Source organism: gamma proteobacterium symbiont of Axiagastus rosmarus, assembly GCF_059730925.1.
The window spans coordinates 2534075-2557750 of the sequence record NZ_AP035925.1 but is presented as its reverse complement, the minus strand read 5'-3'; the positions used below and the strand labels follow the sequence as shown (position 1 = coordinate 2557750).

Here is a 23676-nt window from a genome sequence, read left to right as displayed (position 1 = left end):
GCGTCCCGATTGCAGATTTAGCCGAGATTGCCGCTCAGGCGATCGCGGAAATCGCTGCTGCGGTTATCCAGGCCGGTGAAGGTGACGCTGGCGCCGTGCCGCTGGTAGCGGTACTCAATGGCGTCGAGCGCCGCCACGCTGGAGGCATCCCAAATCTGCGCGTGGGTCAAATCGATGGTGACGCGCTGCGGATCGTGGCCGTAGTCAAAATGCTCAAACAGATCGTTGCTGCTGGCGAAAAACAGCGGGCCGCGCACCGTGTAGTGCACTTGCTCGCCATCGTCACTCAGCTGGCGTTCGGCATGAATTACATGAGCGATGCGGCGGGCAAACAGCATCATGGCCAGCATCACGCCCACCAGCACGCCAAGCGCAAGGTTACCGGTCCACACCGTGACGGCGACGGTCAGCACCATCACCAGCGTTTCCGACCACGGCATGCGTTTCAGCGTGGCCGGCTGCAGGCTGTGCCAGTTCACGGTTTTCACCGCGACCACCATCATAATGCCCGCCAGCACCACCATCGGAATCTGCGCCATGATCTGGCTCAGACCGGTGACCAGTAACAGCAGCACCAGCGCTGCGGCCACGGTGGACACCCGGGTACGCGCCTTGCCCAGCTCAACGTTAACAATGGTCTGGCCGATCATCGCGCAGCCGGCGATACCGCCGTAAAAGCCTGCCAGAATATTGCCGACGCCCAGCGCCCAGGATTCACGCCGCTTGCCGGAAGGCGTATCAGTCATGTCATCTACCAGTTTGGCGGTCAGCAGGGATTCCATCAGGCCGACGAAGGCGACCGACAGCGCGGTGGGCCAGACAATCTGCAGCGTGTGCAGATTAAGCGGCACCAGCAGGGTAGTGAAATCCGGCAGGCCGGCGCGCATTGGCCCTTCATCACCGACGTTGGGCACGCGATAGCCCAGCAGCAGCGCGGCAGCGGTGACAGCCACGATAGCCACCAGCGGCGAAGGCACGCTTTTAAGCACTTTGGGCAGCAGCAGCACGATGGCCAGCGTGGCGGCGAACAGCAGCCACACCAGACCCGACTGGCCCCAGACGTGCGGCACCTGCGCAAAGAAAATCAGTATACCCAGCGCGTTAACGAAGCCGATCATCACCGAGCGCGGAATATAGCGCATCATGCGCGACAGCCCGGCAAGGCCGAAAATGATCTGAATAACACCGCCGAGGATCACTGCCGGCAGAATGTACTCCACGCCATGCGCGTGCACCATCGGCCCGATCACCAGCGCGACGGAACCGGCCGCCGCGGTGACCATCGCAGGCCGTCCTCCCAGAATCGACAGCGTCAGGCACAGCACCACCGAAGCGACAAGGCTGACTTTAGGGTCGACGCCGGCAATCACGGAAAACGAAATCACTTCCGGTATCAGCGCCAGGGCGGTAATCACCCCGGCCAGGCACTCGCGGGTGAAAAGAGAGGGGGAACGCAGCACACGTGCGACCGTGATGTCGCTCACTGTGGCAGCGGGGCGATCGGCAGTTTGACTCATCTGTTGCAGGCTCTTTTATTGGATGCGCATGCCGTCACGGCATAGCAATATTTAATGGAAAAGTTAACGCGGGCGATGTTACCGGGGGATGACGCGAGGCGCCAGTAAAACGGGGCGATAAGGTTGATTCCATCCCTGGAATCCGCTGCGGCTACAGCGAAAAATCATCCGGGGTCTGGTGAACCACCAGTTCCAGCAGGTGACGGTAGACATCCAGCTGGACGACATCGGCTTCCTGCTCCAGCCGGCCAATCAGGGCGGCAATAATGGCCTTATTGGTCACTGGCATACCGCTGTGCAGGATTTCAGCAATCAGATGGCCTAAGACTTCCATCTCATTGGTTTCACTGTTAACGGCCTGTTTGAAATTGTCAGCGATGGCATCGCTGCTATTGACGGCATTTTGCATGTGTAAGCCCTTAAGATTGGCTGATGGCCCAGCGGCCAGCACAACCAGGATGAAATATTTCCGCGCGGACAGGCGCGAAAAACCTGACTCACCACCCAACACAAAAAGACACCTCTGAAGGTGGAAATCCACAACACCTTCAGAGGCGACGCAACTGCATCATTCGTTACCGAATCGTTAACCGATTCATGGCGGCTAAAGTTATACAGTAACCCCTAATCTGTACAAGCGGCGGCTTGTGCATTTCGTGCTGATCAGGCTAATTTACTCAATATTATAGGGTATTTTGCCGAAAAAAGTTATACAGGCAAGCTGTACACGCGGCCTGATCGGACCTTTTTGCGACTTAAGTGAAACTGGTAATCTGCGTGCAGCACGACTAAATTTGCTGATGTAAGCAAACTTTTCATTCGTACGTCGCTTAGCTTATAATAACCCTCCCATTTAGTTAGAACTCTAACCATTAGGCCGCTACGCTTTGACTGACCATCCACAACCGTTTTCCCGTCTGTTGCATCTTACTGCCCATGCGTGGCGGCTGGCGGTTGATCGTCGCCTGAAAGAGAGCGGTTTGAGTATGAGTAGCTGGCTGGCAATTGCCAGCGTAGCGACCGCCAGTGAACCGCCGACGCAAAAGGCGCTGGCACAGCTATTGGGGCTGGAGGAAGCCAGTGTGGTGCCGCTGGTCGATCGGCTGGTGAAACAGCAGCTGCTGGCACGGGTGCAGCCAAAGGAAGATCGTCGCAAGCGCCTGCTGGTGTTAACCGAGCAGGGCAACGAGGCGTTCGCTACGGTGAAAACGCAGGCGGATGCGCTGCGCGCCCAGCTGCTGGCCGATATCGATCCCGCCGCGCTGGCAGTGACCGAAAACGTGTTGCAGCAGCTGCTTGAACGCTTAGGAAACGTATAGCCGTGGCGAAACGTAACCCGTATGCCCCTCGCGAATGGCTGCCGCACGAAAAGCCGATGCTGCCGGGATCGCCCTCGACACCGCTGCATGCGCCATCGAAACGCATCGCGTTTGGCCTGATCGGCCTGCTGATCTCCATTACCGGTGCGCTGAGTAATGCGCTGGTGACCGCCAACCTCACCAATCTGCAGGGCACCTTCGCCGCGTACAGCAACGAAATCGCCTGGCTGCCGGCGGTCTACGTAATGGGCAATATCTCCATTAATCTGTTGCTGGTGAAGTTCCGCCAGCAGTTTGGTCTGCGGCTGTTTACCGAAGCTTTTCTGGTGCTGTACGTCATCGTGGCGTTTTTTCACATCCTCGCTAACGATCTCAGCTCGGCGATTATCGTGCGTACCGCGCACGGCATGGTGGGCGCGGCGCTCAGCTCGCTGGGCATCTATTATCAGATCCAGGCCTGGCCGGCGAAGCACCGGCTTAAAGCGCTGGTGATTGGCATCACCGCCTCGCAGCTGGCGATTCCGCTGGCGCGGCTGTTCTCCAGCGAGCTGCTGCAGCTGGAGGAGTGGCGCGGCCTCTATCTGTTTGAGCTGGGCCTGGCGATGATTGCACTGGGCTGCGTGCTGGTGATCAAGTTGCCGCCGGGCGACCGTATCAAAGCGTTCGAAAAGCTCGATTTCGTCACCTTTATGCTGCTGGCACCGGGCATGGCGTTATTGTGCGGCGTGCTGTCACTCGGGCGCATTGAGTGGTGGTTCAGCACACCCTGGCTTGGCGTCTGTCTGGCGCTGGCGCTGGTGCTGATTGTCGCGGCGGTGGTGCTGGAGCATAACCGCGCTAACCCGCTGATTAACACCCGCTGGCTGAGCAATGGCATGATCGTGCGGCTCGGCATCGTGATGATCATGATGCGCATCGTGCTGGCCGAGCAGAATACCGGTGCGGTGGGCTTTCTGCAGCAGCTGGGCCTGCTCAACGATCAGATGCGCGGGCTGGCGCTGGCGATCATTGCGGGCGTGATCTGCGGCATGATTGCCAGCGCGCTGACCATCAAACCCAACCATCTGAGCTGGCCAATCGTGGTCTCGCTGGCCGTAATGATTGTCGCCTCGCTGATGGATGCGCAATCCAGCCCGCTGACGCGTGCCAGCAATCTCTACTTCAGCCAGTTTCTGCTCGGTTTCAGCAGTGCTTTTTTCCTTGGGCCAGCGATGCTGCTTGGCATCGGCGGCGTGGTGACTCAGCCGAAAAATCTGGTGAGTTTTGTCGTGCTGTTTGGCATGAGCCAGAATCTTGGCGGGCTGATTGGCTCTGCCATTCTCGGCACCTTCCAGACGTGGCGCGAAAAATATCACTCCAGCCTGCTGGGTGATCAGCTGTCGCTGCTCGATCCCAATGTGGTGGATCGCCTCAGCCAGTACAGCGCGCTGTTTCGCAGCCAGCTGGCGGACAGCGGCCTGCTCAGCGCGCAGAGCAGCAGTCAGCTGCAAACCGTGGCCACGCTGCAGGCCAACGTGCTGGCTTATAACGATACCTATTTACTGACCGCCGCGCTGGCAATGATAACGCTGATGTGGGTGCTGTGGCGCCTGACGCGGCTGCGTTATCTTAACTGGCGCCAGGCGCGACATAATCTGACTGAGCAACAGCAGCAGGCTGCGCCAGCAAACCGAACGGAGACCCCATGAGTCAACAGGACGATCTACAGGCTGCGGAGCGCGAGCGCACCAACCGCCGACGCATTCTCTCTATCGCCGCCGGGAGCGGTATCGCCATCGTGGGCGTGCTGGTGATTTTATACGCCTGGCAGCTGTGGCCCTTTACCAGCACCATCCAGTCAACGGAAAACGCCTACGTGCGCGGCCAGGTGACCTTTATCAGCCCGCAGGTCAGCGGCTACCTGACGAACGTTGAGGTGGTGGATCTGCAGCCGGTGCGCAAAGGACAGCTGCTGATGACCATTGACGATCGTATCTATCGCCAGCGCGTGCATCAGGCGCAGGCACAGCTGGCGATGAAGATCGCCGCGCAGAATAACAACCAGCAGCAGCAGAAGAGTGCGGAAGCCACTATCGCCAGCAATAAAGCCGCGCTGGAGAATGCCAAAGCGCAGGCGCTGAAAAGCAGTCTCGATTTGAAGCGGGTGGAAAATCTGGCGGCTGATGGCTCGCTGTCGGTACGCGAGCGTGATGCCGCGCGCGCAGCCAATGCGCAGGCGCAGGCCCAACTGCGCCAGGCGGCGGCGCAGGTGGCGGTCTCGCAGCAGAATCTGCAAACCACCATCGTTAACCGCGCGGCGCTGGCCGGCGACGTAGCCAGCGCGCAGGCGGCACTGGAGCTGGCCAATATCGATCTGAACAATACGCGCATTATCGCGCCGGACAGCGGCCAGCTCGGTCAGCTGTCGGTGCGCAAAGGCACGTACGTTACTGCCGGCACGCGGCTGACCTCGGTGGTGCCGGATAATAAATGGGTGATTGCCAACCTGAAGGAAACCCAGCTGGCGCGTGTGCGCCCCGGCCTGCCGGTGTCGATCCGCGTTGATGCGCTGGACGGCAAGCGTTTTGACGGCCGCGTTGAGTTTATCTCGCCCGCCGCCGGATCTGAGTTCAGCGCCATCTCGCCAGATAACGCCACTGGTAACTTCGTGAAAATCGCCCAGCGCATTCCGGTGCGCATCAAAATTCTTGGTGACGAACTGCAGCAGCTGCGGCCGGGGATGTCGGTGGAAGTCGACATTGATACCGCCGCCGAACCACACCGGGATGCGTTATGAAGCGGCCGTTACTCGCGGTGCTCATCGCGCTGCTACTGACCGGCTGCGCCCGCGACGTGGAGCAGGCGCCGTCGTCGCTGCCGATTCCGCCCGACTGGCGCCAGCAGGTCGGGCCCGCTGCCGCGCCGGAAGCGCAGTGGTGGCGCAGCTTTGGTGATGATCGCCTCAACTGGCTGGTGAACCAGGCGCTACAGCACAACAGCGATATTCTCATTGCACGGTCGCGCGTCGATCAGTATCGCGCCGAGCTGCGCGCTGCGCAGGGCGACAACTTCCCCACGCTGTCGGCGGGCGTGGCGGCAACCCATCAGCGTGCGCTGTCAGCGGCGACCGGTCAGCCGTACGAAAGTGCGGTATTTCAGGGACTGCTGCAGGCGAATTATGAGGTCGACTTATGGGGCAGCCGCAGCAACAGCATCCGCGCGGCGGAAGCCACGCTGGCGGCGCAGCGTGCGGCGGCCTCGGCAGCCGAGCTGACGGTGGCCACTTCGGTCGCGTCCGGTTACCTCAGCCTGTGCGCGCTCGACGAGCAGCTGCGCGTGACCGAGGCCACGCTGGAAACGCGGCAGAACTCGCTGAACCTGGCGCAGCGTCAGTTCGAAACCGGCTATACCTCGCGGCTCGAATGGATGCAGGCGGCGTCGGAGTATCAGACAGCGAAAGCGCAAATTCCTCAGCTGCAGCATCAGATCGCCCAGCAGGAGAACGCGCTCAGCATTCTGGTTGGCATGAATCCGCGCCAGATTGCACGCAGCAGCCAGTTCGACCAGCTGCGACCCCACGCACTGCCGGCGCTGCTGCCGTCGCAGCTGCTGAATCGCCGGCCTGACATAGTCCAGGCGCAGCGCCTGCTGCTGGCGAGCGACGCGTCGCTGGCGGCGGCGCAGGCACAGCTGCTGCCATCGCTCAACCTGACGGCGTCCGGCACGCTGCAGAGCAGCCAGCTACACGATCTGCTGGATAATCCGTTCCGCCTGTGGAGCATCGGCGGCAGCGTGCTGACACCGCTGCTCAACCGCGAAGCGCTGACCGCGCAGGTGGATGTGGCGATGGCGTCGCGCAACCAGGCGCTGTACGGCTACGAAAGGGTGGTGCGCAACGCCTTTGCCGAGGTGGATAACGCGCTGGATGCCATCACGCGCAGCCAGCAGCAGCTGACAGAGTTGCAGGCGCAGGAGCGCTACGTTGCCGAGGCGTGGCGGATTGCGCGCAACCGTTATCAGAATGGCTATGCGTCCTATCTCGATGAGCTTGATGCGCAGCGCACGCTGTTCAGCACCCAGCTGAATATTGTGGCGGTGAAAAACACGCTGCTGCTGGCGCAAATCGATCTCTACCGCGCACTTGGTGGCGGCTGGCAGGGTTGATCATCATGCCGCAGCCGCCTGGCTGCGGTTATAAATGACGTCTTAAGCCCGTTCACCCCGCTTTCACAACAGCACCAGCCCGAACTTAAGTGGTTCATGCTTTTTTTTACTTGTCTTTACAATTAGTGGTATTATCCGCGGCGCTTTACACAGTCTGAACGGAACTATGCAGGGGTTGTTGCCTGCACGGCCGCGTGGTTGCGCGGCTTGCCATGACAGGGGAAGAAAAGGAAATGATGAATAAAAAAGCCACGCTGGCACTGCTGGTTGCAGCGGTATTAATCACCGGCTGTGCATCGCGCACGGCACCGATCCAGAACGTCAGCCAGACGGTCGCACAGAGCTACAGCGATCAGCAGATGCAGCGCGCTATCGTGGAAGCTGGCGCGGCCAATCACTGGGTGATCTCACCGGCGGGTCCGGGCGTGATGAATGGTCTGCTGGCAGAACGCGGCCACACGGCGAATATCCGTATCACCTACACTGCTAACAGCTACCGCATTGATTACGTCAGCAGCACCAATCTGAAAGCAGGCAGTGGCCAGATTCACCGTAACTATAACCGCTGGATTCAGAACCTGAACCAGGGCATCCAGACCCGTCTGGCGGTGCAGGCGGTAAAATAAGTCATCACGCGCGCCGCTAACAGTTAATCGTAAAGTTAGCCGGCACGCTGCCGAAATAGAAACAGGCGGACCCGATGTTCGCCTGAGAACTCGGCGACATCCGCGTGAGGCGGATGACTGGAATAGAGAGCAGGGAAGGGATGCCGCGCAGCGAAAATCTGACCATCCCTGAGGCTGAAGAAAGAATGCAGGTATGAAACTCGCTTACTCCCTTGTTGACTGGCATGCCATCGCGCCGGGCCACAGCAGCGCCGACGACTGGCAGCGCTGGGCGCAACACGCGCCGGTACTGGATGCCTGCCTGGCTATCGCCAAACCTCAGTTTTTACCGATGATGACTGCCCGTCGTCTCAGCCCCGGCAGCCGTGCCGCCGTTGAGTGCGGCCTTGCGCTGCTGGCCCGACAGCCGGTTGACGCCGTGGTGTTTACCAGCCGTCATGGCGAACTGGAACGCAATCTGCGTATTCTGCGTACGCTCGCGGACGGCCAGCCGCTATCCCCCACCGACTTCGCGATGTCGGTGCACAACTCGGCGGTCGGCAGCCTGACCATCGCCGCACGTCAGCCATTAGTGTCATCGTCAATTTCTGCTGGCATCGACAGCTTCCAGCAGGGCCTGCTTGAGGTTACCACGCTGCATCAGGCCGGTTACCAGCAGGTGCTGCTGGTGGATTTTGACGGGCTGGTGCCCGACTACTACCGTCCGTGGCTACCGGAGATCGATACCTTCAATGCACCCTACGCGGTTGCGCTGCTGCTGCGCGCCGGCGAAGCGTGGCGCTGTACGGCGACCGCCGCCCGCTCTCAGCCCGATGCGCTGCCGCAGAGCCTGCAGTTTCTGCATGCAATGCTGAGCGAGACGGCGGATTTCACCCTGACCGGCGAGCGTCATCAGTGGCGCTGGGAGCGTGCTCATGGCGGATAACGCTATGCCGATGCGCCAGCGGCGCGGTGGCAACTATTACTGGCGGCTGGTGATGACCGCGCTTTGCTTTAGCCTGTTCAGCATTGGCGGTCTGTTGCTGTCGCTGATCTGGTTCAACCTGCTGCTGCTGATTCAGCGTGACGGTCTGCGCCGGCGGCAGATCGCGCGCCGCAGCATTGCATGGAGCTTTCGCTGCTTTCTGCGCTTCTGCCGTTTTGTCGGCGTGTATGACTATCAGATGCTGGGCGCAGAAGCGCTGCGTCAGGATCGCGGCTGCCTGATTGTCGCTAACCATCCGTCGCTGATCGATTACGTGATGATCGCCTCGCTGTTACCCGAGATGGATTGCCTGGTGAAGGCCGACCTGCAGCACAACATTTTCTTCCGCGGCGTTATTAAATCAGCCGATTACCTGATTAACAGCGAGGCGGAGACGCTACTGCCGGATAGCCAGCAGCGGCTGGCACGCGGCGATACCATTCTGATTTTCCCCGAAGGGACGCGCACTCGTTACGGCCAGCCGCTGCAACTGCAGCGCGGTGCGGCAAATATTGCGGTGCGCGCCGGATGCGATCTGCGCGTGATTCATATCACCTGTACCCAGCGTATGCTCGACAAGCAAAGCCGCTGGTATCAGATTCCGCTGGTTAAACCGGTTTTTACGGTACGCGTACAATCGCGTATTGCCAGCCACGCCTTTCACGAAGCGGATGAGGATGCGCAGCCGCTGGCCGCGCGCCGTTTGACGCGTTATCTGCAACAGGCGCTGGTGCCTGAAGAGACAAAGTAAGTTATGCAAGCACTGATTGACGACATTAAAACCATGATTATCGACACGCTGAATCTGGAAGATATCAGTCCGGATGATATCGATAGCGACGCACCGCTGTTTGGCGAAGGGCTGGGGCTCGACTCGATCGATGCGCTGGAGCTGGGACTGGCGGTGAAAAACCGCTTCGGCGTGCAGCTCTCCGCCGAGAGCGAAACGCTGCGGGCGCACTTTTTTTCCGTGGCCACGCTGGCCGCTTTTGTTGAACAACAGCAAGCCTGAGAACCGTCGACATGAATAAACAAGATATTTACCAGGAAGTGGCGACGCTGCTGACTACGCTGTTCGAAATTGATCCGGACGAGATCCGCCCGGACGCTCGCCTGTATGAAGATCTCGAACTCGACAGTATTGATGCGGTTGACATGGTGGTGCATCTGCAAAAACGCACCGGGCGTAAGATCAAGCCAGAAGCCTTCCGCGCGGTGCGCACCGTACAGGACGTGGTTGACGCCGTCGACCAGCTGATGCGCGACCAGGCCTGATAAACGCCATGCACAGGCTGTTGCAGCTGCTGAACGCGCTGGCGCTGATCGCCTGGCCATTGCTGGTATGGCTGGCGCTGACTCACCCGCAGTGGCGCGGCGTGCTGGTGCTGCTGGCGCTGGTGTTTGCGGCGCGCATCTGGAGCCTGCGTCAGGCGCAGGGCGCGCTGAACCGCACGCTGCTGCTGCTGGCGCTGATCGGCTGCCTGCTGTCTCTCGCCAGTATCGTGTTGCGGGCGCAGCATCTGCTGCTGTGGTATCCGGTGGTGGTGAATGGCCTGTTGCTTCTGCTGTTCGCCGCGTCGCTGTTCAGCCCGATGCCGCTGGTAGAGCGCCTGGCGCGCCTGCGTGAACCTCAGCTGCCGCCGCGTGCCGTCCGTTATACCCGACGCGTGACGCAGGTGTGGTGCGGGTTTTTTATTTTCAACGGCAGCGTGGCCCTGACTACCTGCCTGCTGAGTCATATCCGGCTATGGACACTCTGGAACGGGTGCATCAGCTATGTGCTGATGGGCGCGCTGATGGGCGGCGAATGGCTGCTGCGTCAGCGCATGAGGAAACACGCATGAAGGCCGTGGCGATTCGCGACTGGCTGCACGGCGCCGATCGTCTCGTCGCCTGGCAGGGGCAACAGCTGCATACGCTGGCGCAGATGCGGCAGCAGGTGCTGGGCTTAACCCATCAGCTACAGGCGCAGCCTGGCGCACGCTGGGCGCTGTGCTTTGACAACAGTTACCACTTTACCGTGGCGCTGCTGGCGAGCTGGTACGCCGGCAAAACGCCGGTCATCCCCGGCCACTGCCGCGCAGCGCAGCTGGAAGAGATGCACGACAGTCTTGATGGCGTGATCAGCGATATGCCGCTGGCGGTCACCCTGCCACAGCTACGCTGGGACGGCGCGCTGGCGCAGGGCGCGCTGCCAGAGATAGCGGCGCAGGCTAGTCTGGTGCTGTTCACCTCCGGCTCAACCGGAACGCCGCGTCGCGTGGTCAAATCACTGCGCGCTATGGATCTGGAAGCTCAGTGGCTGGCCGATCTGTGGGGCACGCGTCTGCAGGGGTGTCACGTCATTGCCTCGGTAAGCCATCAGCATCTGTATGGCCTGAGTTTTCGCATTATTCTGCCGATGGCGCTCGGCCTGCCGTTCGCCGCGCAGCAAATTTTTTATGGTGAGCAACTGGCGGATCAGCGTGCCGATCGCCGCTACGCCTTTATCAGCAGTCCGGCGTTTTTGCGCCGGCTGGACACGGCGCTGGTGGCGCCGCCTTGTGCACTGATTGTCTCCGCGGGCGGCGCGCTGCCGGGCGCGGATGCGCAACGCGCGCAGCAAACGCTGGACTGCGCGGTGGATGAAATTTACGGCAGTACCGAAACCGGGGTGATCGCGTGGCGCCGGGCCAGCGATGACGCTGCGCTGTGGCAGTGCTTCCCCCACGTCTCGCTGCGCGAGATCGCGCCGCAGCGCTGGCAGGTCTTCTCCGATCTGCTGGAGAGCCGCGCGGGCTGTGCGCTGGACGACCGTATCGTGCAGCAGCCGTCGGGCCGGTTTCAGCTGGCAGGGCGCCAGGATCGGGTGGTGAAAATTGAAGACAAGCGCGTGTCGCTGAGCGAAGTAGAGCGTCGCCTGCTGGCGCTGCCTGGAGTGGAAGATGCCGCCGCGCTGGCGATTCAGCGTCACGGCCGCCATGCCATCGCGGTGGTGCTGGCGCTGCCGCAGCTGCCAGACGCCGCCACGCTGCACCAGCGTAAACAACAATGGAAACGCGCGCTGCAACCCTGGCTGGAGCCGGTCGCCATGCCGCGCTACTGGCGGGTGGTGACGGCGATTCCGGTCACCGCGCAGAGCAAGCGCGCATGGCCGCAGATAGAGGAATTGTTTGATGTTACCGGTTGAATTAGACGCGCAACAGCAGGATGGCACGCTCACCCTGCGCCTGCTGGCGGCTGCCGACCTGCTGTGGTTTCGCGGCCACTTCCCGACGCTGCCGATTCTGCCGGGAGTGGCGCAGCTTGACTGGGTACTGCACTACGGCCTGACGCGCCTCGCGCCGGGTAAGAGCTTTGCCTCGATTGAAAACATCAAATTCCAGCAGCCGGTGCCGCCGGATGCGCGGCTGGAGCTGCAGTTGCAGTGGCTGCCGGAAAAGTCGCTGCTGAGTTTTCGCTACGTGCTGCTGCGCGGTGCGCAGGCTGAGGTCGCCAGCAGCGGAAAGATTCGCCTGTGCTGAGTGTCTCTTTTGCGCCCTGCGTGCTGATTCCCTGCTACAACCACGGTGCCATGCTTGCGTCGGTGCTGGCGCGGCTGGCCCCATTCAACCTGCCGGTGATCGTGGTCGACGACGGCAGCGATGCCCGGACCAAACAGCACATCGCTGCGCTGGATGCGCCGCAGCTCCGGGTGCTGACGCTGCCGCACAACCAGGGTAAGGGAGCGGCGGTGATTGCCGGACTGCGCGCCGCCGCGGCCGCGGGCTTCAGTCATGCGCTGCAGCTGGACGCCGACGGACAGCATCAGGTGGAGGACACACCGCGCATGCTGGCAGAGGCCGAACGCTATCCGCACTGCCTGATCTCCGGCCAGCCGCAGTACGATGCCTCAATCCCGAAATCCCGGCTCTATGGACGCTACATCACCCATTTCTGGGTATGGGTGGAAACGCTGTCGTTCTCGCTGAAAGACAGCATGTGCGGTTTCCGCGTCTATCCGCTGGCAGCGTCGCTTGAGCTGTGCGATCGCCGCGTTATCGGCCAGCGCATGGATTTTGACACCGAGATCATGGTGCGCCTCTACTGGCAGGGCACGCCGAGCCGGTTTATCCGCACGCGCGTGACCTATCCGCCGAGCGGCGTCTCACACTTTGACGCGCTGCATGACAACCTGCGTATCTCGTGGATGCACACCCGCCTGTTCTTTGGCATGCTGCCACGCATCCCGCAGCTGCTATCCCGCCGGCGTCAGCAGGCGCACTGGGCAGCGACGCCAGAGCGTCGCGGCCAGTGGGGGCTGCGCTTTATGCTGTGGCTGTACCAGCGTGCCGGCCGCCTGCCGTTTATTCTGCTGCTGTGGCCAGTGGTGGCGGTGTACTGGCTCAGCGGTCGCGCGGCGCGGTCGGCGTCGCAGCAGTGGCTGACGCGCGTACAGGCCGTGGCGCATCAACAGCAGATTGCGCTGCCGCAGCCGCTCAGCAGCTATCGCCACTTCCTGCGTTTTGGCAACAGCATGCTGGATAAAGTCGCCAGCTGGCGCGGTGACCTGCAATGGGGACGCGATATCGACTTCGCGCCCGGTGCGGAAACGGTGATTCGCGCCGCTGAAGGCAAAGGTCAGCTGATTCTCGCCTCGCATCTGGGCGATATCGAAGCCTGCCGGGCGATGGCGAAGCAGGTCAGCGGTCTGGTGATCAACGCGCTGGTGTTCACCGACAACGCCCAGCGCTTCCGCGCGGTGCTGGAGAGCATTGCGCCGCAGGCGGGCGTCAATCTGCTGCCGGTCAGTGATATCGGCCCGGACACCGCAATTTTACTGCAGCAAAAGCTGGATGCAGGTGAGTGGGTGGCCATTGTTGGCGACCGCACCGCCGTGCAGCGTCAGCGCGGCGGCGAACGGCGCGTGGTGTGGAGTGAATTCATGGGCCAACCGGCACCGTTCCCGCAGGGACCCTTTGTGCTGGCGGCGGCGCTGCGTTGTCCGGTGCTGCTGATGTTCGCGCTGCGCCAGCAGGGCAAACTGCGCGTGCACTGCGAGGCCTTTGCCGATCCTTTACCGCTGCCGCGCAATGGGCGACAGCAGGCGCTGCAGGCGGCGGTCGATCGCTATGCTGCGCGCCTGCAGCATCATGCCCTGCTGGCACCGCTGGACTGGTTTAACTTTTACGATTTCTGGGCTCTGCCCGAAGAGGAGCAACGCGATGCGTGACGCAAGCTGGCGCGCGGAGATTGAACGGGTGGTCTCGTTTCATGACTGCGATCCGATGGGCGTGGTGTGGCACGGCAACTATTTCCGCTACTTCGAAGTGGCGCGTGAAGCGCTGCTGCGCAGTATCAACTACAGCTATGCAGAGATGAGCGCCAGCGGCTACGTCTGGCCGGTGGTCGATACCCGGGTTAAATACCGCCTGCCGCTGCGCTGTGAAGAGGCCATTCGTGTTGAAGCCAGCATCAGCGAATATGAGAACCGGCTGCGCATCGATTATGTCATCCGTAACGCTGCCGGGCAGGTGACCACCAAAGCGCACACGCTGCAGGTGGCGGTCAGCGCCAGCACGCAGGAGATGTGCTTTGTCTCGCCGGATATTCTGCTGCAGCGTTTGGGGGTGTCATCATGATTCGTCTGGTCTGCCTGCTGCTGACGCTGCTCAGCGCCAGCGCCAGCGCGGTGACGCTGGAACAGCTACAGCAGCGCTTTGCCAGCCAGCCGGTGATTCGCGCCAGCTTTGTTCAGGTACGCAGCATCGCTGGAATGGCGCAGCCGCTGGTGTCGCGCGGCCAGCTGTTGATTGCTCAGCAGCAGGGGCTGTGGTGGCACCAGGCGACACCGTTTCCGATGACGCTGATTCTGGATGATCACCGCATGGTGCAAAGCATGAGCGGCCAGCCGCCGCAGGTGATCACCGCAGACAGCAATCCGCAAATGTTCCAGTTTAACCATCTGCTGCGCGCGCTGTTCCAGGCGGATGAGCAGGTACTGCGCGAGAATTTTGTGCTCGATTTCCGCGATGATGGTGGCGACGGCTGGCAGCTGAGCCTGACGCCGAAAGCGGCACCGCTGAATAAGATCTTCAACCGCATCGATCTGCAGGGCGCGGCGTATCTCAACCGCATTACGCTGGATGACCGCCAGGGCGATAAAACGGAAATCACTCTGAGCGATACCCGTACGCAGCCCGGCCAACTGACTGATGAAGAGCGAGCCCGTTTTGCCGCAGCGCAGTGAGATTTTTGCCGCGCGCGCGTGGCTGGCCGTCTGTCTGATGCTGATGCTGGCGCTGGCCTGGTTACTGCCGCGCAGCCACATTAACAGCAGCGTGCTGGCTCTGCTGCCGCAGCAGAATCTTGGCCAGGCACCGGCAGAGATTCAGCAGGGCTTTATGCAGCGGCTCGACCGCCAGCTGGTGTGGCTGGTGAGTGCGCCCGGTGCGGACGGTGACGCCGCCGCTGCGTGGTGGCAGGCGCAGCTCCGGGCACTGCCGATGCTCAGTGAGGTCAGCGGCGCGCTGGATGATGATCAGCTGCAGCGCTGGGGAAGCTTTGCTTATCAGCATCGCAACGGGTTGATCGATCCGCTGACGCGTGCGCGACTGCAGCACGGCGGCGGCGCGCAGGCCGACTGGATTCTGGCGCAGCTGTTTTCGGCGTTTGCCGGGGTGAGCAGCAAAGAGCTTGCCGGTGACCCGCTGCTGCTGGTGCGTGGCGCGCAGCTGGCGCTGCAGCAGAACGCCAGCAAAATGGTGCTGCACAACGGCTGGCTGACGGTCAGCGATGCGCAGCAGCGCCGCTGGTATTTTCTGCACGGCGAACTGGTACATAACGCCTTCAGCATGGCGCAGAGCCATCAGCTGGTCAGCGCGCTGCATCAGCTTGAGCAGCAGTTGAAACAGCGCTGGCCGCAGGCGCAGCTGCTGACGCGCGGCACGGTGCTGTTCAGCGACGATGCCAGCCAGCGCGCGCAGCATGATGTTGCCACGCTGGGCAGCGTGACGCTGGGCGGTTTGCTGCTGCTGGTGTGGCTGGTGTTTCGCTCACTGCGGCCGCTGGCACTGAGCGTGCTGTCGGTAGCCATCGGGGCGATGGCCGGCACCGTGTTCACGCTGCTGTTTTTTGGTGAGCTGCATCTCACCACGCTGGTGATGAGTCTCAGTATTGTCGGCATCTCGGCCGATTATACGCTGTACTACCTGACGGAACGCATGGTGCACGGTGAGCACGCCACACCGTGGCAGAGTCTGCATAAAGTGCGCGGTACGCTGCTGCTGGCGCTGGGCACCACGGCGATCGCCTGGCTGCTGATGCTGCTGGCACCGTTTCCCGGGCTGCGCCAGCTGGCGGTCTTTGCCGCCAGCGGCTTGGGCGCCTCGTGCCTGACGGTGATCTGTTTCTATCCGTGGCTGGTGCGCGGCCTGCCGGTGCGACCGGTGCCGGCGATGGTGTGGCTGGCGCGCTGGCTGGCCGCGTGGCGCCGCCAGCGCGGGCTGCGCGTCGGGTTACCGCTGCTGGTAGCCCTTTACGCGCTGAGCGGCATCTTACAGCTGCGCGTCGACGATAATATTGCTCATCTGCAGAGCGCGCCGGCGCAGCTGCTGGCGCAGGATCGCCAGCTGGCGCAGCTCACCGGGCAACAGGCCGATCAAACCTGGTTTGTGGTTTGGGGTGATAACGAGCAGCAGGTGTTGCAGCGGCTTAATGCGCTGGCGCCCGAACTGCAGCGCGCGCAGCAGCAGGGCTGGCTGACAAGCTATCGCCTGCTGCCGCTCAGCACGCTGGAACAGCAGCAACAGGATGTCGCGCTGTTACAGCAGGCGGCCCCGACCATCATGGCGCGTCTGCAACAGGCCGGTATTCGTCCGGCGCAGGCCAGTCTGCAGCCGATGCCGGTCTGCGTGCAGGCGTGGCTGGCGAGTCCGCTGAGTGAAGGCTGGCGGCTGCTGTGGCTGTCGCTGCCTGACGGACGCAGCAGCGTGCTGGTCCCGGTGAGCGGCGTGCAGAACAGTGCCGCGCTGCAAAAGCTGGCGACAGGGCAAGCAGGCGTGAGCTGGGTCGATCGCAAGGCCCGTTACGATGAGCTGTTTGGCTTCTGGCGCACGCTGCTAAGCGGCCTGCTGGCGCTGGCGCTGCTGCTGATCACCGTCAGTTACACCCTGCGCCTTGGCCTCAAAGCCGGGCTGCGCAGCGCGCTGCCGTCATGGCTGTCGCTGGCGGCCGCGCTGGCCACGCTCGGCTGGCTGGGTGCCAGTCTGAATCTGTTTGCGCTGCTGGCGCTGATTCTGGTGCTGGGCATTGGCATCAATTACACGCTGTTTTTCAGTAATCCGCGCGGCACGCCGCTGACGTCGATGCTGGCGGTGACGCTGGCGATGATGACCACGCTGCTGACGCTGGGCATGCTGGTATTCAGCAGCACCAGCGCCATCAGCAGCTTTGGTACTGTGCTGTGCAGCGGAATTTTTTGTGCATTTTTACTGGCGCCGCTGGCGCTGGCGGGCGGAAAAAGGAAATCACGATGAGAATGGGTGCGTTACTGCTGGCGCTCAGCCTGCTGCTGAGCGGGTGTGCGTCTCACCATGACGAGTCCAGCCGGCCCACGGCCTGGCTCAAACCCGGCGTGCGCGTCACGCTGCCGGCACCGGGCATCTCGCCCGGCTTTCAGCAGCAGCAGTTGCTGACCGGGCGCGTGAAGGGCAAAACCCAGTCATTGCTGGTGCTGCTCAGCGCGGATGCGCAGCAGATCTCGCTGGCCGGGCTGTCGTCGCTTGGCATCCGGCTATTCCGCGTCACTTACGATCAACAGGGGATTCATACCCAGCAGATGATGGCGCTGCCCGACCTGCCGCCAGCCAGCCAGGTGCTGGCCGATATTATGCTGAGCTACTGGCCGGTCAGCGCGTGGCAGCCGCAATTGCCGTCCGGCTGGACGCTACGCGATGTGGGCGACCGGCGCGAATTGCGCGATGCCTCCGGCCAGTTGATCAGCCAGATTCATTATCTGCAGCGCGGGGAACAGCGTGAGCCGATTAGCGTCGATCAGCGCGCCTTTGGCTATCAGATTCACATCCAGCATCTGGACGCCTCCTCATGATTTACCTGTCGGCTTTTGGCATGGTCAATGCGCTGGGCAGCAGCCTGGCGCAGATTGCCGCCCAGCTACAGCAGGGCACAGCGCCCGGCATGCAGCCGCGTGACGGCTGGTTAGCGCAGGGCAAGCGCTGCTGGCTGGGTGAAGTGCCGGGCGCGCTGCCGCCGGTACCGGCTGAACTGGCGGCGCATGATACGCGCAACAATCGATTGCTGCTGGCGGCGCTGCAGCAGTGCCAGCCAGCGCTGGATGAGGCGATTACGCGCTATGGTCGCGCCCGCGTGGCCATCGTGCTGGGCACCAGTACTTCCGGCGTGGATGAGGGCGATCGGCAGACGGACGGCGGCCATGCCGGTTATGACTACCGGATGCAGGAACTGGGCGATCCGTCGCGCTTTCTGGCGCACTATCTGCAGCTGGATGGCCCGGCGTACACGATTTCTACTGCCTGCTCCTCCAGCGCGCGCGCCATCATTAGCGGGGCGCGGCTGATTGCTGCCGGTCTGGCCGACGTAGCGCTGGTGGGCGGTGCGGACTCGCTCAGCCGCATGCCGATTAACGGCTTTGCCAGCCTCGATTCGCTGTCGGAACATCACTGCGCACCGTTCAGCGCCGGACGCGACGGTATTTCGATTGGCGAAGCGGCGGCGCTGCTGCTGCTGACGCGCGAGCCGCAGCCGCTGGCGCTGCTGGGCTGCGGTGAATCGTCAGATGCCTGGCACATGTCAGCGCCGCATCCGCAGGGCGTGGGCGCGGAAGCCGCCATGCGCATGGCGCTGCAGCAGGCCGGTTTGCAGCCGCACGAGGTGGGCTATATCAATCTGCACGGTACCGCCACGCCGCTGAACGATCAGGTTGAAGCGGCGGTGATTCACCGCCTGTTCGGTGACGCCGTGCCGTGCAGCTCTACCAAGCACCTCACCGGCCACACGCTGGGCGCAGCAGGCGCCACCGAAGCCGCGCTGGCGGCCCTGATTATCCAGCAACAGTTGTCGCTGCCGCCGCAGGATTTTTCGCACGCGACGCAGGATAGTACGCTGCCGCCCTGTGGACTGCTGACTGTGGCACAGCCGCTGGCGCGCCCGGTGATTGCCTCTAACTCATTTGCCTTTGGCGGGAACAATACCTGCCTGATTGTAGGATCTTCGCATGAATGATTTTTTGCCGGTGGGCGATTACCTGCCGCACCGCGCGCCGCTGCTGCTGCTTGAGCGCGTGCTTGACGTCACGCCAGACAGCGTTGTCTGTACGGTCACGGTGAGCCCGCAGGGCGTGCTGGCACCGTTCCTCACGCCGCAGGGCGAGCTGCCGGCGTGGTTTGGCGTCGAGATCATGGCGCAGACCGTGGGCGTCTGGTCCGGCTTTCATGCCCGCCAGCGCGGCGCCAGTGACATCCGCCCCGGCATGCTGCTGGGCGGGCGCGGCTATCGTGCCAGTGCGCCCACCTTCGCGGCACACAGTGAGTTGCAGATTGAGATGCACCTGCTGATGCGCGATGACAAGCTGGGCAGTTTTGAGGGCGAGATCCGCTGCGGCACCAGCCTGCTGGCCAGCGGACGACTGAACACCTACCAGCCCGACGACGACGAATTAACCCGATTAGCGCAACAAGGAACCGAGTGATGACCCGCAGCGTATTAGTAACCGGGGCCAGTAAAGGTATTGGCCGTGCCATGGCCTTACGTCTGGCCGCCGACGGATTTGATATTGTGGTGCATTACCACCGCGACGCCGCCGGTGCGCAGCAGACGCTGGCGCAGATCGTTGCCGCAGGCGGCTGCGGCCGCACGCTGCAGTTTGACGTGGCACAGCGGGAAGCCACGCGTAACGCGCTGGAGCAGGATATCGCCGCGCACGGTGCTTATTATGGCGTGATCAGCAATGCGGGCATTACCCGCGACGGTGCTTTTCCGGCGCTTACTGAAGACGAATGGGACAGCGTGATCCACACTAACCTCGACAGCTTTTACAACGTGATTCATCCCTGCGTCATGCCGATGATCGGCCTGCGCCAGGGCGGACGCATCATTACCCTCTCTTCGGTATCTGGCATGATGGGCAACCGCGGACAGGTCAACTACAGCGCGGCCAAGGCCGGTATCATCGGCGCCACGAAAGCGCTGGCGATTGAACTGGCGAAACGCAAAATCACCGTTAACTGTATCGCGCCAGGTTTGATCGATACCGGCATGACCGATCTTGAGCCGCAGGTAATCGACGAAGCGCTGAAAATCATTCCGATGAAACGTATGGGCGCGGCAGACGAAGTCGCTGGCCTGGCCAGCTATCTGATGTCGGATATCGCTGGCTACGTTACGCGGCAGGTGATTTCCATCAACGGAGGGATGTTGTGATGCAGCGGGTAGTGGTTACCGGTATGGGCGGCGTCACTGCTTTCGGTGAGAGCTGGAGCGCGGTGGCGCAGCGCATTAAACAGGGCCAGAATGCGGTACGTAAAATGCCGGAGTGGCAAGTCTATGATGGCCTGCACACGCTGCTGGGCGCGCCGGTCGATGACTTCACGCTGCCGCCGCACTACACGCGTAAACGCATCCGCGCCATGGGCCGCGTCTCACTGCTGGCGACGCGTGCCACCGAGCTGGCGCTGGAGCAGGCCGGCCTGATTGATCATCCGGTGCTGACCAGTGGTGAAACCGGCATCGCCTATGGGTCTTCGACCGGCAGCACCGGTCCGGTGAGCGAGTTCGCCACCATGCTGACGGAAAAGCACACCAACAACATCACCGGCACCACCTACGTGCAGATGATGCCGCACACCACGGCAGTTAACGCTGGACTGTTTTTTGGTCTGCGCGGTCGCGTGATTCCCACGTCCAGCGCCTGCACTTCCGGCAGCCAGGCGATTGGCTACGCGTGGGAAGCCATTCGCCATGGCTATCAGACCGTGATGGTCGCGGGCGGGGCAGAGGAGCTGTGCCCCTCGGAAGCCGCCGTGTTCGATACGCTGTTTGCCACCAGCCAGCGTAACGACGCGCCGCACACCTCGCCGGCACCGTTCGATCAACAGCGCGACGGTCTGGTGATTGGTGAAGGGGCGGGCACGCTGATCCTGGAATCGCTGGCACATGCGCAGGCGCGCGGCGCGACCATCTATGCGGAGCTGGTCGGTTTTCACACGAACTGTGACGCGGCCCATATCACTCAGCCGCAGCGTGAAACCATGCAGATTTGTATTCAGCGCGCGCTGGACAGCGCAGGGGTGACGGCAGCGCAGATTGGTTACATTAACGCACACGGTACCGCCACCGATCGCGGCGATATTGCCGAAAGCCAGGCGACGGCAGCAATTTTTGGCAATCGTACGCCCATCTCTTCGCTGAAAAGCTATTTCGGTCACACGCTGGGTGCCTGCGGCGCGCTGGAAGCCTGGATGAGTATTGAGATGATGCGTGAGGGCTGGTTTGCGCCCACGCTGAATCTGACGCAGCCCGCCGCCGAATGCGGTGAGCTGGATTACATCACTGGCGCGCCCCGGCAGCTACAGACCGATTACGTCCAGTCAAACAACTTTGCTTTTGGCGGTATCAACACCTCGCTGGTGTTTAAACGCTGGCGCGACGCCTGAGTCTCTCCGTTTACCCCTCATTCCCGTCGCCCGGCGGGAATCTTCCTCCCCGATGATGCCTCTGGCGGTGATACACCGCCGGATTTTGCTTGCATTTGGCTGTACGCTGCGCATAATCGCAAACCGCAATAATAATGATTCTCAATATAATTTACATCAGGGGATAACCATGCGCAGAACGCCTTTCAATCCCGGAATGAAACCGACGCTGCTGGCCATGCTGGTCAGCGCCGGTTGTTTGCCAGTGATGGCTGCTACCACTAACACCAGTAATGCTCCTCAGGGCGCTAACGAACAGCAGACGCTGACCGTCACCGCCACGCCGCAGAGTGAATTCAAACCCGGCGGCAACGACTTAGTACCGGCCTTTCTCGACGGCCAGATTGCCCACGGCGGTCGCCTCGGCATGCTGGGCGAGCAAAACGCCATGGACGTGCCGTTCAACGTCATCGGCTATACGGCAAAAATGATTCAGGACCAGCAAGCGCAAACCATCGCCGATGTGGTGCGCAACGATGCGGGCGTGCAGAACGTCAAAGGTTACGGCAATTTTGCTGAAACTTACCGCATTCGGGGTTTTACTCTCGACGGCGATGATATGACTTTCGGCGGTCTGCCCGGTGTGGTACCGCGCCAGGTGATGGACGCTTCGCTGATCGATCGCGTGGAGATCTTCAAAGGCGCGAACAGTCTGGTTAACGGCGCAGCCAGTTCCGGCGTCGGCGGTATGATCAACCTCGAGCCGAAACATGCCGAAGATACGCCGATCAATCGCATTGGCCTCGATTACACCTCCTCGTCTCAGGTTGGTGGAACGCTGGACGTGGGGCGTCGCTTTGGCGATAACAATCAGTTTGGCGTGCGGGTTAACGCCGTGCATCGCGAAGGTGAAACCGGCGTTGACGGCGAGAAAAAACGCACCACGGCGGCCTCGGTCGGTCTTGATTATCGCGGCGATCGGCTGCGCACCTCGCTGGACGTTGGCTATCAGAAGAAAACCTTCCATGACGGCTTACAGGGCGTGAAATTCGCCAGCGCCGGCGTGATTCCGCCGGTGCCGTCAAATTCGCATAACTACAGCCAGAAATGGGTGTACAGCGATATGGAATCTGAATTCGGTATCGCCAAAGCAGAATACGATATTACCGACAGCTGGACGGCCTATGCCGGCCTCGGCGCACAGCACGCTCATGAAACCGGCAACTACGGCGCGCCGACCATTACCAACAGCAACGGTGACGGCACCATCAGCAGCTTCTACTCCAACCGTATTCAGGACAACATGAGCGGCATGGTGGGGCTGCGCGGTGAGTTCCACACCGGTTTCGTCAGTCATAAAGTCAACGTGGGTTACTCGGCGCTGACCACCAATGCGAAAAATGCCTACGACATGTCGCTGGTGGGCACGCCGTTTAATATCTACCACAGCGGTGACGTGGCGGAACCGGCGGCCACCTTCGCCGGCGGCAAGTTCTCCGATCCGCTTACCACGTCACGTACCCGCACCCAGGGCTATCTGCTGAGCGATACGCTGGGATTACTGGACGATACGCTGCTGGTGACCGTCGGTGCTCGCCATCAGAAAGTGGTGGTGCGCAGCTATAACTACAACACCGGCGCGGAAAGCGTTGATTCGCGCTTCACCAACGACCGCTGGATGCCAACCTACGGCGTGGTCTACAAGCCGTGGAAAGAAGTGGCGCTGTACGCGAACCATACGGAAGCGCTGCAGCCTGGTGAAGTGGCCCCTAAAGACGCCGTCAACTATGGCACCGTGACCGGCGTGGCGCACTCGAAGCAGAATGAGATCGGCGTGAAAACGGATTTCGGCCGCATCGGCGGCTCGCTGGGGCTGTTCGAAATCCAGAAACCGTCCGGCCTGATCAACAGTGACAATGTCTACGTCATGGATGGCGAGCAGCGCCATCGCGGCGTGGAAGCCAACGTGTTTGGTGAGCCGGTGCTGGGCCTGCGCCTCAACGCCAGCGCCACCTGGATCGATCCGGTGATGAAGAAAACCGCCGGCGGCACTTACGATGGCAAACAGGCGATCGGCGTGCCGCGCTACACCTACGTGCTGGGCGCGGAGTATGACATCAAGCCGGTGGAGGGTCTGACGGCCACGGCGCTGCTCAACCACAGCGGCTCTCAGTACGCCAACTCGGCCAATACCCTCAAGCTGGACAGCTATACCACGCTGGATCTTGGTATGCGTTACCGCATGAAGGTGAATCAGAACGATCTGGTGTGGCGCGTGGCGGTCGAAAACGTCACCAATGAGAAGTACTGGTCAAACGTTGATGACACCGGCACCTATCTCGCGCAGGGCGACCCGCGCACGCTGAAAATCAGCATGAGCTACGATTTCTAAGCGGCCACCACGGGGCGTAGTGACGCTCCGTGGTCTTTTCCGACAGAAATAGTGCTGTACGTTGGCCGCTATTCCATTACACTCTG

Annotated in this window: 24 protein-coding genes; 22 read left to right on the top strand and 2 right to left on the bottom strand. The window is 61.7% G+C overall.

The window, feature by feature from the left end:
* Nucleotides 1-17: 17 nt before the first annotated feature.
* Both AC6I8F_RS12020 and AC6I8F_RS12015 read right to left on the bottom strand, forming a co-directional pair.
* On the bottom strand, nt 18-1517 hold the full coding sequence (locus AC6I8F_RS12020) for a SulP family inorganic anion transporter (protein ID WP_498028058.1): 1500 nt from the start codon (nt 1515-1517) through the stop codon (nt 18-20).
* Nucleotides 1518-1668: 151 nt separating this feature from the next.
* On the bottom strand, nt 1669-1926 hold the full coding sequence (locus tag AC6I8F_RS12015) for a biofilm/acid-resistance regulator YmgB/AriR (protein ID WP_021508271.1): 258 nt from the start codon (nt 1924-1926) through the stop codon (nt 1669-1671).
* Between the two features lie 478 nt (nt 1927-2404).
* Between AC6I8F_RS12015 and AC6I8F_RS12010 the strand changes: the two genes are divergently transcribed.
* The 22 genes from AC6I8F_RS12010 to AC6I8F_RS11905 all read left to right on the top strand — a co-directional run bounded on the left by AC6I8F_RS12010 (nt 2405) and on the right by AC6I8F_RS11905 (nt 23590).
* Nucleotides 2405-2836 (top strand): MarR family winged helix-turn-helix transcriptional regulator, encoded by a 432-nt coding sequence (locus AC6I8F_RS12010; protein WP_058759700.1) that lies wholly within the window; start codon nt 2405-2407, stop codon nt 2834-2836.
* Between the two features lie 2 nt (nt 2837-2838).
* Nucleotides 2839-4524: an MFS transporter gene (locus tag AC6I8F_RS12005; RefSeq protein ID WP_498028057.1), complete on the top strand. Its 1686-nt coding sequence runs from the start codon at nt 2839-2841 to the stop codon at nt 4522-4524.
* On the top strand, nt 4521-5612 hold the full coding sequence (locus AC6I8F_RS12000) for an HlyD family secretion protein (RefSeq protein ID WP_498028056.1): 1092 nt from the start codon (nt 4521-4523) through the stop codon (nt 5610-5612). Before AC6I8F_RS12005 ends, AC6I8F_RS12000 begins: the two co-directional genes overlap by 4 nt.
* On the top strand, nt 5609-6979 hold the full coding sequence (locus tag AC6I8F_RS11995) for an efflux transporter outer membrane subunit (protein ID WP_498028055.1): 1371 nt from the start codon (nt 5609-5611) through the stop codon (nt 6977-6979). Before AC6I8F_RS12000 ends, AC6I8F_RS11995 begins: the two co-directional genes overlap by 4 nt.
* A gap of 236 nt (nt 6980-7215) precedes the next feature.
* A complete protein-coding gene (locus AC6I8F_RS11990; protein WP_058759697.1) occupies nt 7216-7605 on the top strand; it encodes a hypothetical protein in 390 nt (129 codons plus the stop codon).
* A gap of 193 nt (nt 7606-7798) precedes the next feature.
* Nucleotides 7799-8530 (top strand): beta-ketoacyl synthase chain length factor, encoded by a 732-nt coding sequence (locus tag AC6I8F_RS11985; RefSeq protein ID WP_498028054.1) that lies wholly within the window; start codon nt 7799-7801, stop codon nt 8528-8530.
* Entirely contained in the window at nt 8520-9320 is an 801-nt protein-coding gene (locus AC6I8F_RS11980; protein ID WP_021508264.1) for a lysophospholipid acyltransferase family protein, read from the top strand. Before AC6I8F_RS11985 ends, AC6I8F_RS11980 begins: the two co-directional genes overlap by 11 nt.
* A gap of 3 nt (nt 9321-9323) precedes the next feature.
* Nucleotides 9324-9581, top strand: coding sequence for a phosphopantetheine-binding protein (locus AC6I8F_RS11975; RefSeq protein ID WP_021508263.1), 258 nt, complete (start codon nt 9324-9326; stop codon nt 9579-9581).
* An 11-nt stretch (nt 9582-9592) separates the two neighbouring features.
* Complete coding sequence (locus AC6I8F_RS11970) at nt 9593-9844, top strand: acyl carrier protein (protein WP_021508262.1); 252 nt, start codon at nt 9593-9595, stop codon at nt 9842-9844.
* A gap of 8 nt (nt 9845-9852) precedes the next feature.
* On the top strand, nt 9853-10413 hold the full coding sequence (locus AC6I8F_RS11965) for a COG4648 family protein (RefSeq protein WP_021508261.1): 561 nt from the start codon (nt 9853-9855) through the stop codon (nt 10411-10413).
* The gene (locus AC6I8F_RS11960; RefSeq protein ID WP_498028053.1) at nt 10410-11738 is read left to right on the top strand and encodes an AMP-binding protein; all 1329 of its coding nucleotides are present in this window, start codon (nt 10410-10412) and stop codon (nt 11736-11738) included. The genes AC6I8F_RS11965 and AC6I8F_RS11960 overlap by 4 nt, the downstream gene beginning before the upstream one ends.
* On the top strand, nt 11725-12072 hold the full coding sequence (locus tag AC6I8F_RS11955; RefSeq protein WP_498028052.1) for an ApeI family dehydratase: 348 nt from the start codon (nt 11725-11727) through the stop codon (nt 12070-12072). The genes AC6I8F_RS11960 and AC6I8F_RS11955 overlap by 14 nt, the downstream gene beginning before the upstream one ends.
* Nucleotides 12066-13760, top strand: coding sequence for a glycosyltransferase family 2 protein (locus tag AC6I8F_RS11950; RefSeq protein ID WP_498028051.1), 1695 nt, complete (start codon nt 12066-12068; stop codon nt 13758-13760). Before AC6I8F_RS11955 ends, AC6I8F_RS11950 begins: the two co-directional genes overlap by 7 nt.
* Nucleotides 13753-14169 carry an acyl-CoA thioesterase gene (locus AC6I8F_RS11945; RefSeq protein ID WP_021508257.1) on the top strand — a complete coding sequence of 139 codons (417 nt, stop codon included), beginning with the start codon at nt 13753-13755 and terminating at the stop codon, nt 14167-14169. Before AC6I8F_RS11950 ends, AC6I8F_RS11945 begins: the two co-directional genes overlap by 8 nt.
* On the top strand, nt 14166-14777 hold the full coding sequence (locus AC6I8F_RS11940; protein WP_152391132.1) for an outer membrane lipoprotein carrier protein LolA: 612 nt from the start codon (nt 14166-14168) through the stop codon (nt 14775-14777). Before AC6I8F_RS11945 ends, AC6I8F_RS11940 begins: the two co-directional genes overlap by 4 nt.
* Nucleotides 14743-17064: an MMPL family transporter gene (locus AC6I8F_RS11935; protein WP_498028050.1), complete on the top strand. Its 2322-nt coding sequence runs from the start codon at nt 14743-14745 to the stop codon at nt 17062-17064. The genes AC6I8F_RS11940 and AC6I8F_RS11935 overlap by 35 nt, the downstream gene beginning before the upstream one ends.
* Nucleotides 17061-17636, top strand: a complete 576-nt coding sequence (locus AC6I8F_RS11930) for a DUF3261 domain-containing protein (RefSeq protein WP_059010480.1) — start codon at nt 17061-17063, stop codon at nt 17634-17636. Before AC6I8F_RS11935 ends, AC6I8F_RS11930 begins: the two co-directional genes overlap by 4 nt.
* Nucleotides 17633-18790, top strand: coding sequence for a beta-ketoacyl-[acyl-carrier-protein] synthase family protein (locus tag AC6I8F_RS11925; protein ID WP_058759687.1), 1158 nt, complete (start codon nt 17633-17635; stop codon nt 18788-18790). The genes AC6I8F_RS11930 and AC6I8F_RS11925 overlap by 4 nt, the downstream gene beginning before the upstream one ends.
* Nucleotides 18783-19256 carry a hotdog family protein gene (locus AC6I8F_RS11920; RefSeq protein ID WP_059010477.1) on the top strand — a complete coding sequence of 158 codons (474 nt, stop codon included), beginning with the start codon at nt 18783-18785 and terminating at the stop codon, nt 19254-19256. Before AC6I8F_RS11925 ends, AC6I8F_RS11920 begins: the two co-directional genes overlap by 8 nt.
* Complete coding sequence (locus AC6I8F_RS11915; RefSeq protein WP_211726483.1) at nt 19256-19987, top strand: 3-ketoacyl-ACP reductase FabG2; 732 nt, start codon at nt 19256-19258, stop codon at nt 19985-19987. Before AC6I8F_RS11920 ends, AC6I8F_RS11915 begins: the two co-directional genes overlap by 1 nt.
* Entirely contained in the window at nt 19987-21219 is a 1233-nt protein-coding gene (locus AC6I8F_RS11910; RefSeq protein ID WP_021506452.1) for a beta-ketoacyl-ACP synthase, read from the top strand. Before AC6I8F_RS11915 ends, AC6I8F_RS11910 begins: the two co-directional genes overlap by 1 nt.
* A 169-nt stretch (nt 21220-21388) precedes the next feature.
* Nucleotides 21389-23590 carry a TonB-dependent receptor gene (locus AC6I8F_RS11905; protein WP_413676360.1) on the top strand — a complete coding sequence of 734 codons (2202 nt, stop codon included), beginning with the start codon at nt 21389-21391 and terminating at the stop codon, nt 23588-23590.
* Nucleotides 23591-23676 lie beyond the last annotated feature (86 nt).

Bases quoted from the DNA above. Each gene is read 5' to 3' on its own strand.
- AC6I8F_RS11995 (WP_498028055.1), top strand. From the start codon at position 5,609: ATGAAGCGGCCGTTACTCGCGGTGCTCATCGCGCTGCTACTGACCGGC.
- AC6I8F_RS11975 (WP_021508263.1), top strand. From the start codon at position 9,324: ATGCAAGCACTGATTGACGACATTAAAACCATGATTATCGACACGCTG.
- AC6I8F_RS11915 (WP_211726483.1), top strand. From the start codon at position 19,256: ATGACCCGCAGCGTATTAGTAACCGGGGCCAGTAAAGGTATTGGCCGT.
- AC6I8F_RS11940 (WP_152391132.1), top strand. From the start codon at position 14,166: ATGATTCGTCTGGTCTGCCTGCTGCTGACGCTGCTCAGCGCCAGCGCC.
- AC6I8F_RS11990 (WP_058759697.1), top strand. From the start codon at position 7,216: ATGAATAAAAAAGCCACGCTGGCACTGCTGGTTGCAGCGGTATTAATC.
- AC6I8F_RS11980 (WP_021508264.1), top strand. From the start codon at position 8,520: ATGGCGGATAACGCTATGCCGATGCGCCAGCGGCGCGGTGGCAACTAT.
- AC6I8F_RS11955 (WP_498028052.1), top strand. From the start codon at position 11,725: ATGTTACCGGTTGAATTAGACGCGCAACAGCAGGATGGCACGCTCACC.
- AC6I8F_RS11970 (WP_021508262.1), top strand. From the start codon at position 9,593: ATGAATAAACAAGATATTTACCAGGAAGTGGCGACGCTGCTGACTACG.
- AC6I8F_RS11945 (WP_021508257.1), top strand. From the start codon at position 13,753: ATGCGTGACGCAAGCTGGCGCGCGGAGATTGAACGGGTGGTCTCGTTT.
- AC6I8F_RS12000 (WP_498028056.1), top strand. From the start codon at position 4,521: ATGAGTCAACAGGACGATCTACAGGCTGCGGAGCGCGAGCGCACCAAC.
- AC6I8F_RS11930 (WP_059010480.1), top strand. From the start codon at position 17,061: ATGAGAATGGGTGCGTTACTGCTGGCGCTCAGCCTGCTGCTGAGCGGG.
- AC6I8F_RS11905 (WP_413676360.1), top strand. From the start codon at position 21,389: ATGCGCAGAACGCCTTTCAATCCCGGAATGAAACCGACGCTGCTGGCC.
- AC6I8F_RS12015 (WP_021508271.1), bottom strand. From the start codon at position 1,926: ATGCAAAATGCCGTCAATAGCAGCGATGCCATCGCTGACAATTTCAAA.
- AC6I8F_RS11965 (WP_021508261.1), top strand. From the start codon at position 9,853: ATGCACAGGCTGTTGCAGCTGCTGAACGCGCTGGCGCTGATCGCCTGG.
- AC6I8F_RS11985 (WP_498028054.1), top strand. From the start codon at position 7,799: ATGAAACTCGCTTACTCCCTTGTTGACTGGCATGCCATCGCGCCGGGC.
- AC6I8F_RS11960 (WP_498028053.1), top strand. From the start codon at position 10,410: ATGAAGGCCGTGGCGATTCGCGACTGGCTGCACGGCGCCGATCGTCTC.
- AC6I8F_RS12020 (WP_498028058.1), bottom strand. From the start codon at position 1,517: ATGAGTCAAACTGCCGATCGCCCCGCTGCCACAGTGAGCGACATCACG.
- AC6I8F_RS11925 (WP_058759687.1), top strand. From the start codon at position 17,633: ATGATTTACCTGTCGGCTTTTGGCATGGTCAATGCGCTGGGCAGCAGC.
- AC6I8F_RS11920 (WP_059010477.1), top strand. From the start codon at position 18,783: ATGAATGATTTTTTGCCGGTGGGCGATTACCTGCCGCACCGCGCGCCG.
- AC6I8F_RS11910 (WP_021506452.1), top strand. From the start codon at position 19,987: ATGCAGCGGGTAGTGGTTACCGGTATGGGCGGCGTCACTGCTTTCGGT.
- AC6I8F_RS11935 (WP_498028050.1), top strand. From the start codon at position 14,743: ATGAAGAGCGAGCCCGTTTTGCCGCAGCGCAGTGAGATTTTTGCCGCG.